The following is a 14,698-nucleotide window of genomic DNA, read 5'->3' as shown; positions in this document are numbered from 1 at the left end:
TTATAAAGTTGTGAACTGGGCCAGGGCATTAATTTTAACATTCACGTTTTTCCTATCAATCTTTCCAAGCTTAGCGATGGATAAGTACGAGGTGCTTATACTGCACTCTTACTCTCGAGATAGTATTTGGACAGATCTTATTGATCAGTCGATTAAGAAAAACCTTCATAGTGAAAGCAATCACCTAGATGTTTATACAGAGTATATGGACTCTAAGCGATTCTACGGGCGAGACTATGGTGAGAGGCTCTATAATCTATTCTCAATAAAGTACTCTGATCGAAATATTAAATTAATTATTACTTCAGATGACAATGCGTTTGCCTTTGCCATGAAGTATCGAGACAAACTTTTTCAAAATAGTCAGATTATTTTTACCGGTGTTAACGGCTACAGTGATGAATTTAAACAGAAATATCGACTCGAAAAAAATTACACCGGACTCGTTGAGAGTTTCAAAATTGATAAAATGCTCGAGCTTTCTCAAAGCCTGCATCCAAAAGCTAAAAAATTCTATGTAATTAATACGATTCATACACCATCAGGTAAGTACTTAAAGAAAGAGTTTCAAAAATCAATTTCCAAGTTAGGACTCGCAGATAAAGTTGAATACCTAGAGGATATATCAGCAGATAGCCTTTATAAGAAAGTTGAAAAATTAGAAAAAGGTTCGTTTGCTCTTTATGGCGGTTTTTCTCGTGATCGTGATGGAAATTTTTTAGACTTTGAAAAAAACCTTGGTGAGTTAGCAAGGCGCTCAAACGTGCCAATTTATGGTTTCTTGAAATACTATTTGCCTTACGGCCTGACTGGTGGATATTTTACAAGTGGTGAGCTCTACGGGAAGAAAGCAGCTTTAATTGCTAATCAGATTATTGCTGGTGAAGACATTAATTCGATTGCTATAGTTGAGGATGTCGAGGCACCAGCTATTTTTGATTACGCTAAAATTGTTAAATTTGGTCTTGATTTCCATAAGCTACCAGTTAATTCACAAATTATAAATCGTAATAATAAATTGCTGCGCTTCTATGAAGAGTATACTTTCGAGTTTTGGTTTATTCTTTTTTCTTTTGCGTGTTTATTTATTAGTTTAGTTGTTCTTGCTTATCATTTTGAGCAACAAAAGAAGCATAAGAAAGAAGTTCTTCGAATCAATGAACAATTAGAGGATAGAGTTGAAAAAAGAACAAGACAGTTAATTGAGCAGCAGTCGAAACTTATCAATTCTGCAAAGCTTGCTTCGATTGGAGAGATGGCAAGTGGGATCGCTCATGAAATTAATAACCCACTAACAATCATTGATTTAAGTGCTTATCGAATTATTCAATTGTCAGATAATGAAGTTGTCTTAAAGTCGGCAGAAAAAATCAAACTAACTGTTGATCGTATTTCAAAAATTATTAAAGGACTCAAGCAACTGGCCAAAGAGGATGCTAGTCTAACTAGTGAACTCGTGAATATTAAGGTTGCTATTGAAGATGTCATTTCAATTTGTCAGGCAAGATTTAAAGAGAACGAAATTCACTTTAAGATTGATGTCGACGAGAACCTAAAGGTTCACGGGGCACCAGTACAGATTTCACAAGTGGTTTTGAACCTTCTCAATAATTCTTTTGATGAATTAGTTCAGGGAGACAGTGAACGCTGGATCAAGCTCGAAGGAAAAAAAGAAAAGGATATCGTTGAAATTTCAGTGACAGATTCTGGAAAAGGAATTTCTGAAGAGATCTTTGAAAGAATCATGGAGCCATTCTTTACAACTAAGGTTGATCAAAGAGGTACTGGACTAGGCCTAAGTATTTGTAAGAATATAATTGAGCATCATAAAGGCCGTATCTTCGTGGATAGGTCGAGCCCTAACACCCGTTTCGTTATTCAGCTACCAACTGCCTAAATAACTGATTACAATACGAAGATTAAGTGATATTTATTTAGAATGATTTTACTTAAGGCCGTCTATCGACTAATTTTCATTTTATTTATTCTTATTTCTTCACTTTCTAGAGCGGCAGAGACTTATGATATTCTTATGCTCCACTCATATGAAAAAGGGAATATTTGGACGGAAGAAATTGATAGCTCCTTTCGTTTTCACTTACAGAGTCGTCATAAATATTCAATGAATTTTTATACAGAGTATATGGATTCTAAAAGATTTTTTGGACGCGATTATGATGATGCCTTAGCAGAACTCTACGCGACAAAATTTAGCTCTCATAAAATTGATTTAATTGTAACAACTGATGATTATGCCTTTGATTTTGCAATCAAGTATCGAAGAGAGATTTTCAATGATGCTCCCATTATTTTTAGTGGTGTAAATGGCTATGATAAGTTTAAGCGTGATATCTACCGAACTGAAAAGAACTTTACTGGAGTTGTTGAAACATTTGATGTGATACCTACAGTTAAGGGTGCTCTGAAAATTAATCCTACTGCCACTAAGATATATGTGATAAATACGCAGTTTTCTCCCTCTGGTCGTTATCTTAAAAAACAATTTGAAAGCTCGTTTGAAAAAATGCAGCTAAAGCAAAAAGTTATCTATATTGAAAATTACAATATGGAAGAAATCTATGAAATGGCCAAGCATTTTGAAGATGATTCAATTGTTCTTTTTGGGGTTTATGCTAGAGATCGTGATGGAAAGTACTTTAAATTCGATGAAAATATTAGGACTCTTAGCAAGTACTCTAAGCAACCAATCTATGGTTTTCTAAAGTTCCTACTTAATAAAGGGATAGTTGGGGGAAATCTCTCTGATGGTAGGGCCTATGGCCGAGAAATCGCTCGTATGGCCGATGAGTACATCTATGGAGAAAAGAAAATTTCAGAAATTCCTATCATAACTCATTCTATTAATGATCTTGTTTTTGATCTGGATCAGTTAAAGAGATATAAGATTAATATCAATAAATTGCCGGAAAACTCTAAGATCATTAGTTACTCGTCTAGCTTTTTCCAATTCTATCACGAGTATAAATCAGAGCTTCTCGTTGTTTTTGCTTGTTTTGTTTGTCTTTGTATTTTCTTTTTTATTTTACTTTATTTCTTCGAAAAACAGCGCAGTTATAAGGATTCGCTTATTAAAGTGAATGAGAAACTGGAAAGAAATGTCCATGACCGAACTGTACAGCTTGTTCAGCAGCAATCTCAAATTATTAACTCGGCAAGACTGGCATCGATTGGTGAGATGGCAAGTGGTATTGCTCATGAAATTAATAATCCTCTCACGATTATTGATTTAAGTGCTAATCGAATTTATCAAAGAACCGGTCTCGAAAGTATCAAGAAAAATGCTGGGCGTATTTCAAGCACGGCATTTAGGATTTCAAAGATCATCAAAGGCCTAAAGCATCTCGCAAAAGATGGAGACAAGTCACGATTTGAAGACTTCCACCTTATTGAAGCAGTTGAGGATGTAACATCACTTTGTTATGAGAAATTTAAAGAAAATGATATTGAATTCAACATTAATGTAGATGAATCGATTATTATCAATGGCTCTGTCGTGCAGGTCGCACAAGTACTTCTAAATCTCATTAATAATTCATTTGATGAACTTATTAAAGTAAATGGTGAAAGACGAATTAATCTTAAGGCAGTACCAATTAGAAATTATGATAAGGACTATGTTGAAGTTTCGATTACAGATACAGGTCGAGGTATCCCTGATGATATAAAAGCTAAAATAATGGAGCCTTTCTTTACAACAAAGAAGAAGAATAGGGGAACGGGATTAGGTCTTAGTATTTCAAAAAGTAATATCGAAAAACATGGAGGGGAGTTTTACCTTGATGAAGACTCTTTTTTAACTCGTTTTGTGTTCACTCTTCCACTTAAAAGAGCGTAGTGGCACATTAGTGCCACCGATTATTAGTTAGCTCGTCTATCAAAAATTAGCCTAACACGCTCTCCGTCGCAGACTTCAGTTTTTTCATTCAGAATATCTACGGCTATATAGCGAATACCTCTTTTTGATGCTTCATAAGCTGATGATTGAAGCTTGCTCTTTAGTAGCTCTTCATTTGCGACACATTTACTTGCATCCCCATCTGTCATTGATTTTGTATAATCAAGCTCTAATGTTCTTGTCTCTCTGGCACGATTAAAGAAGAGGCCGAAGTTACAAGTCTGACCTGATGTCGTTACCCAAGATGACTCAATTGAGAAAACATTTAGGTCACTATCTGCCGTTAAAAGATCAAAGTTAATTCCTGCATCTGAAAAAAGTTTTGGAGTCGTTGTATATTCAACTTTATAACGACTAATGAATGTTCCACAATCATAACCAGTACCTTTTACAAGGTAAGTAGTGCCTGTTGGTAGTGGCCATATTTGAGCAATGGCCGGACTCGATAGAAGTGTTACTAATAGAATTAGTTTCTTCATTACAAACTCCTAAGAAATTTAATGAGATCGTTACGATCTTTCTTTGTTAACTTTATAAAATTATTCTTTGCTTGCTTGGCCTCTCCACCATGCCAGAGTATGGCCTCTTGTAAATTACGTGCTCGTCCATCATGAAGATAGCGAGTATGACCATTGACTGTTTTTACAAGGCCAAGTCCCCAGAGTGGCGGAGTACGCCATTCTCTTGTCGTGGCCTTAGCTTCAAATTGATATGAACGAGTATCATCGGCCAATTCATCACCCATGTCGTGTAGTAGCATATCTGTATATGGGTAGATTTTTTGATTATTTAATACTTCAAATTTCGAATTTGTACCTGTTGTAAACTCAGGTCTGTGGCATGCTTGACAATTTATTTGATGAAAAACTTTTTTACCATTTAATACACTCGGACTATTGAAATCTCTTCTTACTGGGACAGAAATTAATTGCGTATAAAGTGTAACTTTATCTAAAAGTTCATTAGAGATATCTTGCTGTGTTTGTTTCTCTAGGCAGTCAATTTGGACAAGACTACACTCCTCAGTTGGAAAGAGGGAACTTGTTATACCGAGATCACCATTGAAAGCTGCAGCATTTTGTTCTAGCAGGTTTGGACGTGAAGCTTTCCAGCCAAAGCGTCCAAGAGTTTGTCTTTGTTCAACTATTGAAAAGACATAATTTGCACGGCCTGAAATACCGTCATTATCTAAGTCCTCGGGATCAGCTCCTGCAAGGATATCTTCTTCATTTATATTCTCAAGAAGTCCAAGTCCAATCATTTGTGGAGCGACTCTCGGTGAGACAATTGTGTTGTTGCCTAATTTTCCATAAGCTAGTTTTCTAAAGATGTAATTTGGTTTTTTAAGTTCATAGGCTTGGCCATCAGCAAATTTGCCCTTTATGGTTTCAAACTTAGCGAATACTTCACCTTCGCCTTTAACACCTTCAATACTGTGAGGTTGAAATTGATCTCCATATTTTGAATGTGGAGTGGTTTCTCCATTAGCACCAATTTTTTTTAAGCGAAAGAGAAGAGAGATATCAGTTTTTCCGTCAACATCTGGAAGGCCTCGTCCACGTCCATCAAGTAGGTGGCATGCTGTACAAGATGTTGCATTAAAAATTGGACCAAGGCCATCTCTTAATGGAGTAGATGAAGGTGAGGTAACCCAAGCTCCTTTAAAAAAGCTATTACCTACTTGAAACTGACGCCTTAACATTCCACGTGTCCCACTCATAGGGTGTGAGAAAGCATTAACTGAGAGGTCCAGTGTAGTCCCGGCACCGGCCGGGAACTTATCACTGGAGTAAGTATTGAGACTAAATACGCACAAAAATGTAAGAAGGAGAGCTCTTACCATTGTACTGGCGTCTCAAGTTCTTCAGAAATTTCTACAAGCTCAATTGCAAGTTGTTCCATCTCTTCGATAGAAGCTAGGATTTCTGGTCTTGCATTCTCGTCAAGGATTGCTTGATCAAATGGTACAGGAAGACCAGCTAGCATTTTATTGATCTTTGCAACTCTGTTATCAATTGTAGTTGCAAGAACAGTGTTGTCTGTTAGTGCTAGGATTCCTGTTGCTTTAAGTACATTTGCAATACCCCAGAAATTCCACTGGATATCCATATGAGTCATATCTGAGAAACATGAGTGCTCATCTTCTTGGCCTTGAGTTTCCCAAGCTACGAACATTCTTTCACCTGAAAGCTCATCACCAGACATGAAGATCATTCCTGAAAGAATATTATTAAGAGATTCTTTTTGATCTTTTGCTACAAATTCAGCTCTATAGTTAGCTTTATTTGGTGCCCAAGCATCAACAAGTGTTTGAAGGTGATCTATTAAAAGATCTGTTGCTGTTGAAAGGTATACAGCTCGTCTTTGTGCGTTCTTTCCAAGACCGATTACATAGTCTGTATGAGGTCTGTCACCAGCACCATCAATAGATAGATCTTGTCCCCATAGTAGGAATTCAATTGCATGGTAACCAGTTGAAACATTCTTTTCACCGTTAAGCTCGTTAAGTGATGAAAGAAGTTCTTTATTAATTACTGGGTAATCAGCAATATTATTTACGATACCTGCATTAGGAGCACCTTCAACATAGTCGATATATGCTTCATCAAGTGGCCATGCATTTAGTAATCCTTCTGGTCCTTCATCGCTATCGATAGGGCCATTGTAGAATCTAAAAACTTCTGATTGGCCATATGGAGCTCTTGCTTGTCTCCAAGACTCTCTCGCCATCTCTAGAGTCATTACCCCAGGGTTAGAGATGAAGAATTCGACGTCTTCCTGAAGTACAATCGCCTTATCAAGAGACTCTGAGTAAGTTTTATAAACAAGATTTGAGTAAGCTTCAATTACTGACTGCGCAGTTGTAGCAGCAGTGGCATTCATACCTAAGCCTAATGAAATCAGTAAGATAGATCTTTTTAACATATTATATCCTTTGTTAGTAAGATTGGTTGCTTGTTTGAACTATGGTTTGATACATCAAACTAAAGTTAATATCAACGATTAAGTTCATTTTTTATAGGAATAGACTTTATTTACTTAGGGTGATTTAATTTTTCCTATGTATTTCACTAGATTTCTCATACTTATACTTATTTCATTTAATGTATTCTCCTTACCAATTGGTCATGAAGCAGGATTTCTTGGAAATACAACTGCACGCCCTGGTGACATAGGTGCGGCCTTGGTATTTCCATCGGCCACGGCCTATCTCAAACACGATGAGATTAAAATTTATTTTGGCCTCATGTACGCTAGACAAGATATTGATGTAGAGGGAACAGCTGGTAGCGATTTTGAGAGTCAGTTCATTCCTTATTTCACAGGTTTTGCAGGGGACTTCTTTGGCATAACATTCACGAATTTTGTTACCTATAGTGGAACAAATAATGGAACGATCAATTTTAGTACGAATGAATTTAAAGGAAGTGCAGATATTCAGGCCGAAGAAACGGTGCTTGGAATTAGCGCAGCAAAGAAGCTAAATGATAAATTCGCCGTCGGTTTTTCTGGTAGTCTTGATATTCAGTCTTCAAAAACATTTGCTACTTTCTATGGGAATATTGCTGGTAGCGAATATCTTGAAACAGTAAATGATCGAACAAAGTATATTATTATTAACACTCTTTTAAGTGCATCTTATATCGAAAGGAAGCACTTTTTGAGTGCTTCGGTTCTCTTTCCTGGGATCAAATATTCTTCATCAAGTACTCAGGAGAGCTTTTCTCGTGTTGATGCAGATCCGGCCGTATTTAATAGAGTTGTAAGTAAACCGAGTTATAAGAGTAATACGGGATTAAATATTGGCTACAGTTACTTATCATCAGATAGTTGGTCGCCTTCATTTGAAATATTCTATGATATTTCTAAAGATATTATTTCTTTTGATCCGAACCAAGAGCAAAATCGAAATAACTTTTCAGATGATATATGGCTTAAATTTGGATTGAGTACTCCTGAATATACGATGTCTAAATTTTACAAAGGAACAACTTACTCATTTTTATTTGGCCTTCAATACCGTGAGATAGAGAATCGTGTTACGGAAGACTTACCGAGCAGTATCTCTCGAACGTATGAAGCTTCGCTTGGATTTAAGCTTTCCAATCGAAAAGCTAGCCCAATTTTTGGCCTTTACTACCAGAAACAAGACAGTACTTCTGATAATAGTGTGGTAGGGCTCATGTACTCTTCTAATTACAATATTTTTGACTAATTTATGTAGACTTGGATCTATATTGTGGTGTAATAAGTCTCGTTCTATTTAGGCTTTCTCTGGAGAATTATTATGAGCACAATGGCCCAATTTTTTAGCAACAACTATCGTCACTTTAATGCCGCTTCACTTGTTGATGCATCAAAGGCATATGTTGATCATTTAAAGAGTGGGAAGAAGATGATGATCACTCTTGCTGGTGCCATGAGTACGGCCGAACTTGGGGTTTCTCTTGCTGAAATGATCCGCCAAGATAAAGTCCAAATTATCTCTTGTACTGGTGCAAACCTTGAAGAAGATATCATGAACTTAATCGCATATAATCACTACAAGCGTATTCCAAACTACAGAGACCTAAGTCCTGAAGAGGAAGAAGAGCTACTTGCTCAAGGTTTTAACCGCGTAACAGATACATGTATTCCAGAAGAGACTGCATTTAGAAAGTTACAAAAATATCTTTTTGAAGAGTGGTCAAACGCTGCTAAAGCAGGGGAGAGACTTTTTCCTCACGAGTTCCTATATCGAATTCTTCGTCGTGAAGACTTTGCAAAAGAATTTGAAACAGATGTTGCAAATTCTTGGGTTATGGCCGCTTGTGAAAAGAACCTTCCAATTATCGTTCCAGGTTGGGAAGACTCAACGACAGCAAATATTTTTGCTTCATACTGCTTAACAGGAGAGCTTGAGCCTTCTCTTGTTAAGAATGGTATCGAATATATGATGTTCCTTGCTAAGTGGTACCCTGAAAATTGTGGAGATGGTGGAATCGGCTTCTTCCAAATTGGAGGAGGGATCGCTGGAGACTTCCCAATTTGTGTTGTTCCAATGCTTAACCAAGATATGGAAGATGATGTTCCTCTATGGTCATACTTCTGCCAGATCTCTGATTCGACTACAAGTTATGGTTCGTACTCAGGTGCTGTTCCAAATGAAAAGATCACTTGGGGGAAACTATCTTCGAAGACTCCAAGGTTCATTATCGAATCTGATGCGACAATCGTTGCACCACTTGTTTTCCATTACGTATTGGAAAACTAAGATCATTGCTCTAAGATAGATGGGCATGAGAATACAATTTTTATACAAATTTGGGGCATTCTTTTTAGGATGCCTTTTTTGTTTCCTCTTACATTCACAACTAGGCTGGTCTCCAGTCTTGGCCTCCGCTTCTGTAGGTTTGATTGCAGGTCTTATTCCAATGAGAATGACATTGCAAGCAGCGGTCTATAGTGGAAGCTTTGCAGGAATGTGCTCAAGTGAGTTAGTGACTAATTACTGGGAAATTCTTGGGATCTCTCTCATTGGTGCAATTTTATATTTTTATACTTTAAGAATCTTTCAAGGTTTTGGTGGAAAGCTTGGAACAATTGCCTTTGTTAGCGTTGCTTTATTCTTCTTTATCAAGGGGAGTATTATATGATAACCGCAATTGGAGTTTCTCTTATTGGTGCGCTTTCGACTTTTCATCTGTCTCGTCTAAAGAAGTTTGGGGCCATTAGAGCTTCCGCTCTTTTAACAATAATTGCCTACGCAATTTTATATCTTACAGTTCCTAACTACGAAATGATGGCCGTGATATTCTTTGGTTCTACTTTTGTTGGAATGAGCTGTCCCACAAAAATGCATAATTATACTATTGTCATTGGTTCAGTTTTCTTTGCTCTTTTTTTTCAATACCTTGTTCCGCACCTTAAGGGTTACGGTGGAGCACTTGGAATAAGCGCATTCTTGAGCGTTTTAGTCATCCAATTGGTTTTGTATTTTGGACGTAAACTTGCCAGATTAAGTTAAGATTGCCATCATTTTTATATGAGACAACTTATTCTAATTATAGCAGCAACAATATCTACACTTTCTTATGCACTGGAGACAGTCCAAGTTACTGGCAGTATCGAAATCGATGCACCTATTGAAGAGGTGTTTGAATTTGTAGCGGATCCAATGAATGATCATCATTGGCGAAGTGAAGTTAATGATATGGCCACAAACTCAAGAACATTTGAAGTTGGTAGCACATTTAGAGAAGATGCTTGGATCGGAATTCGTAAAAACTTTATAACAACAACAGAGCTAATTAAATTGAATGCTCCTTATCAGGCATTATTTGAAACTGTTAGATCAAATCCATACTTTTTAAGAAGCAACCGCATGTTTAATGAAAGTGAAAACGGAACTCTTTTTACTTATGTGGTGGACTTTGACCGTCGTATGATTAAAGAGACCTTTGGCTTTAATGCAAAGCCAGAGGTCGTCGTTAAATTATATGGTGTTCTGATGAAGAAATATTTGAAGAAATTAAAAAAGAGACTAGAGTAGTGTTTCTCTAACTATCATAAAGATCCCCATTACAATTAAGAAGTAGCCAAAAATCTTTTTTAATTTATCTTGTGGAAGTTTATGAGTCAGTGCTGATCCAAGTTGTGATCCAACAATGGCAAGAGCTGTAAAGATTGCAATAAATTGGTAATCTAACTCAAGATTAGGAGAGTTGATAATATTTCCTACAAATCCAATGAGAGAGTTAATTGCAATAATTAGCAGAGAAGTTCCAATGGCCTTCTTCATTGGTACGTTAAAAAAGTTTACAAGTGCTGGAACAATTAAGAACCCACCTCCAACTCCAATGAGACCAGTGACAATACCGACAACACTCGCTGCCCCAAAAATTGTTAGATTTGATGATGATTTAACCTTGATATTCTTGCCATTTTTAAGCATTGAAACTGAGGCCAGTAGCATAATTCCTGCAAAGATATAAAGTTGAACTTGTCCGCTAATGAAAGAAGCGAGATAGGTACCAAGATAAGTGGAAAGCATTGTCATAGCACCAAATTGAAAGGCAAGTTTAACCATAACATTACCATTCTTATGATGTCTAAGTGTCCCCATAAAGCCTGTTAGACCTACAATTGCTAAACTCATTGTAATGGCGATTTTAGGGTCAATTTTTACAATATAGACCAGAATTGGAACCACTAGAATTGAGCCCCCGCCGCCTAAAAGACCAAGAGTTGTTCCTGCAATAAGTGCTAATAGATATGCCATGTTAATTTCCTCCTGAAATCAGTATAGGGGATTAATTTTTCTTAAACCTTGATGGGGGTCAATGTATTTTCCCATAAATTTATTTACTCTATGATAGGAGGAAATTATGGATAATTTAAATATAAAAACATTCTTTGATGAGCAAACTTACACACTAACTTATGTTGTTTATGATGAAGTGACGAAGGATGCTGTGATTATCGATCCAGTTCTTGATTATGATCAGGCATCATCAACTATCACAACAGAGTCAGTTGAAAAGGTTGCTATTTTTGTTAAAGAAGCGGGACTTAAGCCTCACTATATTCTAGAAACTCACGCTCACGCGGATCACCTTACAGGAGCATTAAAGCTCAAGGATTTCTTTCCTGGTGTGAAAGTGGCAATAAACGAGAATATCAAGATTGTTCAAGAAGTATTTGGTGAACGATTTAATATTCTAAAAGAGATTAAACTTGAGGACTTCGATGCTTTCTTAAATGAAGAAGCGCCACTTGTTGCAGGAACTATTGAGATCAAAACGATTTTCACTCCTGGACATACTCCGGCATGTTCTTCATTTGTAATTGGAAATAATGTTTTTACGGGAGATGCTCTTTTTATGCCAGATTATGGTACAGGAAGATGTGACTTTCCTGGTGGGGACGCAAATGCTCTTTATGATTCAATTACAAATAAACTTTACACTCTACCAGACGAGACTAATGTCTATACAGGCCACGACTATCAGCCAGGTGGAAGGGAGTTAAGGTATAAGAGTACAATCGGTGAGAATAAGAAAACGAATGTGCATCTTAAGGCCGAAACTAGTCGCGAAGAGTTTGTAAAATTTCGCACAAGTCGCGATAAGACGCTTGCTGCTCCAAAACTTCTGCTACCGAGTATACAAGTAAATATTCGTGGCGGGCATATGCCTGCACCTCAGGATAATGGTGTAAGATACCTTCAAATGCCACTAACATTTAAAGATTAAGGTTCATAAGAGGGCACTATAAGTGCTCTCTTTTTTTTTCTTCTGCTAAAATCTCATCTTTTGCCTGACTCTGTAGATCTTCTACTTCATCAAATTCATCCATGATTTCAATCCCAAAGAAGGTCTCAACAATATCTTCAAGTGTGATTACCCCAAGTATTGTGCCGTAATCATCACTAACCATGGCGATATGTTCTTTTTCTCGAATGAAGCGTTTGAAGAGGTTTCGAAGAGGAGTCTGGCGATTAATAATAGCAATGGGCCTGATGATATCTAATTCATAAAGCTTTTTAGCGCTATTGTCTTCGATAATTGATTTGGCAATATCCTCTTTATGGATGTAGCCACTGATGTCGTTAACATTCTCACCATAACATGGGATACGTGTAACAGGTGCCTTTAGATCGTAAACAGATGAGATAGTGTCTTCAATATTAACCATGAAGACCTTGCGTGCGGGAGTCATAACTTCTTCAATCACTTTTCGTGAAGCGAGTAGGGACTCTTTTAAAAATTCACCTTCATCTTTGGCAAGGGCCTTCGTTTGCACACCTAGCTCAATCATTGATTCGACTTCTTCACGACTCATTTTATGCTCAGGATCAGTTTTTAACATCCTCATTAATGTCATTGAAATAAATAGAATCGGCTTAAGGATAAAGATTAGTGGCGGTAGAATCTTTAATAAAAATGGAGTTAAACTTTTCCAATAATGGTGTCCGAGAGACTTTGGAATAATTTCTGAAAGATAGAGAATGGCCAAAGTTAAGACAATAGAAACAGCGGAAAGATAATACTCTAGGTTTGCACCACTTATTCCCATATCTTTAAATATTTGAATCGACTCTGAACCTACACCTGCTGCACCAAGAGTATGGGCAAAAGTATTAAGTGTGAGGATTGCGGAGATGGCCTCATCTTTATTTGAGGCATACTTCTTTAATGCTGAGGCATAGCTACGGTTCTGACGCTGAGACGCTAAGATGAAACTAGGGGTAATTGATAGCAGAACTGCTTCCATGATCGAGCATACAAAGGAGACGCCAATCGAGATGACTATATAAACAATTAGCATTTTTATACTTTAAATTGGCTTTAATTTTGTGTCAAATTAAGTAACGGCCAAAAATGATGCATAATATATATTAATTTTTAGTACCCTATCGTTTTTCTCGGTTTTGGGCACTTGTTCATAATGATAGCTAAGGGGCCAAGTTTAAGTTAAAATAGTGAGGATTAATACAAAATTGAGGTTTATATGAAAGTAACTGAATTTATGACTAAAGATGTAACAACTTGTCGCGATACTCAAACTGTTGCAGATGCAGCAAAAGCAATGCTTGATCTAGGTGTGAGTGTTATGCCAATCTTAGATAGCGCTGACAAATTAGTTGGTATTGTAACTCAATCGGACTTCATCGGTAGAGAAGTAGAAATCCCACATGCTCTTGCTTCTATTAAGAGACTATTTGGAATGGACTATAATCTTGGTGACGTTGAAGATATTTATAAGAAAGCTAAGAATAAGCCTCTTTCAGAGATTATGACAAAGAATGTAACGACTGTTACTTCTGACTACTCTCTAACAGCTGTAGTAGAGCTTATGATGAAAAAACAACTTAAGAGAATTCCTGTTTGTGATGGGGATAAGCTAGTTGGTATTATTACTAGAAAAGATATTTTAAAAGCTTTCGAAAGCGTAAAATAATAAAAAAGGCCTCGTGTGAGGCCTTTCTATTTTATTGCATCTCTGCTGTCATTTCACATTCAACTGAATCTACATAGTACCAGTTAGCTTCTTTTGTATTGTGGTCATAACCATCAAATAGCCAAGACTCAACTGTAATTTCGTAGTGATCAAACATATTTTGATCGTATCTTTGCTTTCCTGTGAAAGTTGATACGAACTTGTAATCTACGATCCCTTGATCAACAACAACTTTTTCTTTCTTTGTTGCTACAAGAGTAAGGTCTTTCATTACGTTACACTCGTTGATGATTGCATCAACGATTTTGTCGTTGTGACGAGCTTCAAAAGTTGAGTTGATAATTGAAGCTGATGCCGAAAGTGTCATTAGTGCTACTAAAATAAATTTCATTTTTTTCTCCGTTGTTTATACGTGTATTAATAATTAAAGATTACAATTTCCTTTCACATCAGATAGTAATTGAATGGAAAGCTTCTCTTCGTAACGGCGCCAGTTACTATAATCAGCATCTTCAATTTCGATCTTGATGTCATTAAGGTTATTTCCAATATTATCTAAGTGTGTAAGCTCAATTTTGTAGTAGTAATCAGTAATACCCTGATCAACTTTATCTTTTGTAATTGCAATGTTTTTAATATTAAAGCGCTCTTGTGCTATTCCTAGAGAGCACTTCGTCAGTTCTTTTGAAAGATAATTTCTAATTTCTTTTTGAATCTCAAACTGTCCTGTTAGGATTACTTTTCCACGCTCAACACCGTTTCCAGCATAAGTTGTAAGGCAAATTTGTAGCAGAGCAATTAGCTTTCTCATTAATTATTATCTCCAAATTTTATTAATGA

At 36.6% G+C, this 14,698-nt stretch carries 16 protein-coding genes; 9 read left to right on the top strand and 7 right to left on the bottom strand.

Annotation, left to right across the window (positions count from 1 at the left end):
• Positions 1-91 precede the first annotated feature (91 nt).
• Both C0Z22_RS09760 and C0Z22_RS09755 read left to right on the top strand, forming a co-directional pair.
• Positions 92-1,897 carry a sensor histidine kinase gene (locus C0Z22_RS09760; RefSeq protein WP_158246883.1) on the top strand — a complete coding sequence of 602 codons (1,806 nt, stop codon included), beginning with the start codon at positions 92-94 and terminating at the stop codon, positions 1,895-1,897.
• A 42-nt stretch (positions 1,898-1,939) separates the two neighbouring features.
• Positions 1,940-3,856, top strand: a complete 1,917-nt coding sequence (locus tag C0Z22_RS09755) for a sensor histidine kinase (protein ID WP_103218181.1) — start codon at positions 1,940-1,942, stop codon at positions 3,854-3,856.
• A 23-nt stretch (positions 3,857-3,879) separates the two neighbouring features.
• Here the strand turns inward: C0Z22_RS09755 and C0Z22_RS09750 are convergent, their stop codons facing one another.
• Genes C0Z22_RS09750 through C0Z22_RS09740 form a run of 3 tightly spaced genes read right to left on the bottom strand, consistent with a single transcriptional unit; the run spans position 3,880 to position 6,841 of the window.
• Positions 3,880-4,395: a hypothetical protein gene (locus C0Z22_RS09750; RefSeq protein ID WP_103218180.1), complete on the bottom strand. Its 516-nt coding sequence runs from the start codon at positions 4,393-4,395 to the stop codon at positions 3,880-3,882.
• Positions 4,395-5,759, bottom strand: coding sequence for a di-heme oxidoredictase family protein (locus C0Z22_RS09745; RefSeq protein ID WP_103218179.1), 1,365 nt, complete (start codon positions 5,757-5,759; stop codon positions 4,395-4,397). The genes C0Z22_RS09750 and C0Z22_RS09745 overlap by 1 nt, the downstream gene beginning before the upstream one ends.
• Positions 5,753-6,841: an imelysin family protein gene (locus C0Z22_RS09740; RefSeq protein ID WP_103218178.1), complete on the bottom strand. Its 1,089-nt coding sequence runs from the start codon at positions 6,839-6,841 to the stop codon at positions 5,753-5,755. The genes C0Z22_RS09745 and C0Z22_RS09740 overlap by 7 nt, the downstream gene beginning before the upstream one ends.
• 136 nt (positions 6,842-6,977) lie before the next feature.
• On the opposite strand from C0Z22_RS09740, the gene C0Z22_RS09735 reads away from it, so the two are divergent.
• The 5 genes from C0Z22_RS09735 to C0Z22_RS09715 all read left to right on the top strand — a co-directional run bounded on the left by C0Z22_RS09735 (position 6,978) and on the right by C0Z22_RS09715 (position 10,448).
• Positions 6,978-8,132 carry a hypothetical protein gene (locus C0Z22_RS09735; protein WP_103218177.1) on the top strand — a complete coding sequence of 385 codons (1,155 nt, stop codon included), beginning with the start codon at positions 6,978-6,980 and terminating at the stop codon, positions 8,130-8,132.
• A 72-nt stretch (positions 8,133-8,204) separates the two neighbouring features.
• Entirely contained in the window at positions 8,205-9,170 is a 966-nt protein-coding gene (locus C0Z22_RS09730) for a deoxyhypusine synthase family protein (protein ID WP_103218176.1), read from the top strand.
• Positions 9,171-9,195: 25 nt separating this feature from the next.
• On the top strand, positions 9,196-9,552 hold the full coding sequence (locus C0Z22_RS16260) for a hypothetical protein (RefSeq protein WP_103218175.1): 357 nt from the start codon (positions 9,196-9,198) through the stop codon (positions 9,550-9,552).
• Positions 9,549-9,923 carry a hypothetical protein gene (locus C0Z22_RS09720; protein WP_103218174.1) on the top strand — a complete coding sequence of 125 codons (375 nt, stop codon included), beginning with the start codon at positions 9,549-9,551 and terminating at the stop codon, positions 9,921-9,923. The genes C0Z22_RS16260 and C0Z22_RS09720 overlap by 4 nt, the downstream gene beginning before the upstream one ends.
• 18 nt (positions 9,924-9,941) lie before the next feature.
• The gene (locus C0Z22_RS09715; RefSeq protein ID WP_103218173.1) at positions 9,942-10,448 is read left to right on the top strand and encodes an SRPBCC family protein; all 507 of its coding nucleotides are present in this window, start codon (positions 9,942-9,944) and stop codon (positions 10,446-10,448) included.
• Here the strand turns inward: C0Z22_RS09715 and C0Z22_RS09710 are convergent.
• Positions 10,440-11,177: a sulfite exporter TauE/SafE family protein gene (locus C0Z22_RS09710; RefSeq protein ID WP_103218172.1), complete on the bottom strand. Its 738-nt coding sequence runs from the start codon at positions 11,175-11,177 to the stop codon at positions 10,440-10,442. The genes C0Z22_RS09715 and C0Z22_RS09710 overlap by 9 nt on opposite strands.
• Before the next feature lie 106 nt (positions 11,178-11,283).
• Here C0Z22_RS09710 and C0Z22_RS09705 point away from each other — a divergent pair, with 106 nt between their 5' ends.
• Complete coding sequence (locus C0Z22_RS09705) at positions 11,284-12,150, top strand: MBL fold metallo-hydrolase (RefSeq protein ID WP_103218171.1); 867 nt, start codon at positions 11,284-11,286, stop codon at positions 12,148-12,150.
• A gap of 16 nt (positions 12,151-12,166) precedes the next feature.
• Here the strand turns inward: C0Z22_RS09705 and C0Z22_RS09700 are convergent, their stop codons facing one another.
• Positions 12,167-13,225 carry a CNNM domain-containing protein gene (locus C0Z22_RS09700; RefSeq protein WP_103218170.1) on the bottom strand — a complete coding sequence of 353 codons (1,059 nt, stop codon included), beginning with the start codon at positions 13,223-13,225 and terminating at the stop codon, positions 12,167-12,169.
• A gap of 183 nt (positions 13,226-13,408) precedes the next feature.
• Between C0Z22_RS09700 and C0Z22_RS09695 the strand changes: the two genes are divergently transcribed.
• Positions 13,409-13,858, top strand: coding sequence for a CBS domain-containing protein (locus tag C0Z22_RS09695; protein WP_103218169.1), 450 nt, complete (start codon positions 13,409-13,411; stop codon positions 13,856-13,858).
• A 31-nt stretch (positions 13,859-13,889) separates the two neighbouring features.
• Here C0Z22_RS09695 and C0Z22_RS09690 read toward each other — a convergent pair whose 3' ends face one another.
• Both C0Z22_RS09690 and C0Z22_RS09685 read right to left on the bottom strand, forming a co-directional pair.
• On the bottom strand, positions 13,890-14,249 hold the full coding sequence (locus C0Z22_RS09690) for a hypothetical protein (protein ID WP_103218168.1): 360 nt from the start codon (positions 14,247-14,249) through the stop codon (positions 13,890-13,892).
• 33 nt (positions 14,250-14,282) lie between these two features.
• Entirely contained in the window at positions 14,283-14,669 is a 387-nt protein-coding gene (locus C0Z22_RS09685; protein WP_103218167.1) for a hypothetical protein, read from the bottom strand.
• Between the last annotated feature and the right edge of the window lie 29 nt (positions 14,670-14,698).

The sequence above is a fragment of the Halobacteriovorax sp. DA5 genome (assembly GCF_002903145.1).
GTDB lineage: Bacteria > Bdellovibrionota > Bacteriovoracia > Bacteriovoracales > Bacteriovoracaceae > Halobacteriovorax_A.
This window is presented reverse-complemented; position numbering and strand designations above follow the sequence as displayed.

Bases quoted from the DNA above. Each gene is read 5' to 3' on its own strand.
- C0Z22_RS09755 (WP_103218181.1), top strand. From the start codon at position 1,940: ATGATTTTACTTAAGGCCGTCTATCGACTAATTTTCATTTTATTTATT.
- C0Z22_RS09750 (WP_103218180.1), bottom strand. From the start codon at position 4,395: ATGAAGAAACTAATTCTATTAGTAACACTTCTATCGAGTCCGGCCATT.
- C0Z22_RS09745 (WP_103218179.1), bottom strand. From the start codon at position 5,759: ATGGTAAGAGCTCTCCTTCTTACATTTTTGTGCGTATTTAGTCTCAAT.
- C0Z22_RS09740 (WP_103218178.1), bottom strand. From the start codon at position 6,841: ATGTTAAAAAGATCTATCTTACTGATTTCATTAGGCTTAGGTATGAAT.
- C0Z22_RS09735 (WP_103218177.1), top strand. From the start codon at position 6,978: ATGTATTTCACTAGATTTCTCATACTTATACTTATTTCATTTAATGTA.
- C0Z22_RS09730 (WP_103218176.1), top strand. From the start codon at position 8,205: ATGAGCACAATGGCCCAATTTTTTAGCAACAACTATCGTCACTTTAAT.
- C0Z22_RS16260 (WP_103218175.1), top strand. From the start codon at position 9,196: ATGAGAATACAATTTTTATACAAATTTGGGGCATTCTTTTTAGGATGC.
- C0Z22_RS09720 (WP_103218174.1), top strand. From the start codon at position 9,549: ATGATAACCGCAATTGGAGTTTCTCTTATTGGTGCGCTTTCGACTTTT.
- C0Z22_RS09715 (WP_103218173.1), top strand. From the start codon at position 9,942: ATGAGACAACTTATTCTAATTATAGCAGCAACAATATCTACACTTTCT.
- C0Z22_RS09710 (WP_103218172.1), bottom strand. From the start codon at position 11,177: ATGGCATATCTATTAGCACTTATTGCAGGAACAACTCTTGGTCTTTTA.
- C0Z22_RS09705 (WP_103218171.1), top strand. From the start codon at position 11,284: ATGGATAATTTAAATATAAAAACATTCTTTGATGAGCAAACTTACACA.
- C0Z22_RS09700 (WP_103218170.1), bottom strand. From the start codon at position 13,225: ATGCTAATTGTTTATATAGTCATCTCGATTGGCGTCTCCTTTGTATGC.
- C0Z22_RS09695 (WP_103218169.1), top strand. From the start codon at position 13,409: ATGAAAGTAACTGAATTTATGACTAAAGATGTAACAACTTGTCGCGAT.
- C0Z22_RS09690 (WP_103218168.1), bottom strand. From the start codon at position 14,249: ATGAAATTTATTTTAGTAGCACTAATGACACTTTCGGCATCAGCTTCA.
- C0Z22_RS09685 (WP_103218167.1), bottom strand. From the start codon at position 14,669: ATGAGAAAGCTAATTGCTCTGCTACAAATTTGCCTTACAACTTATGCT.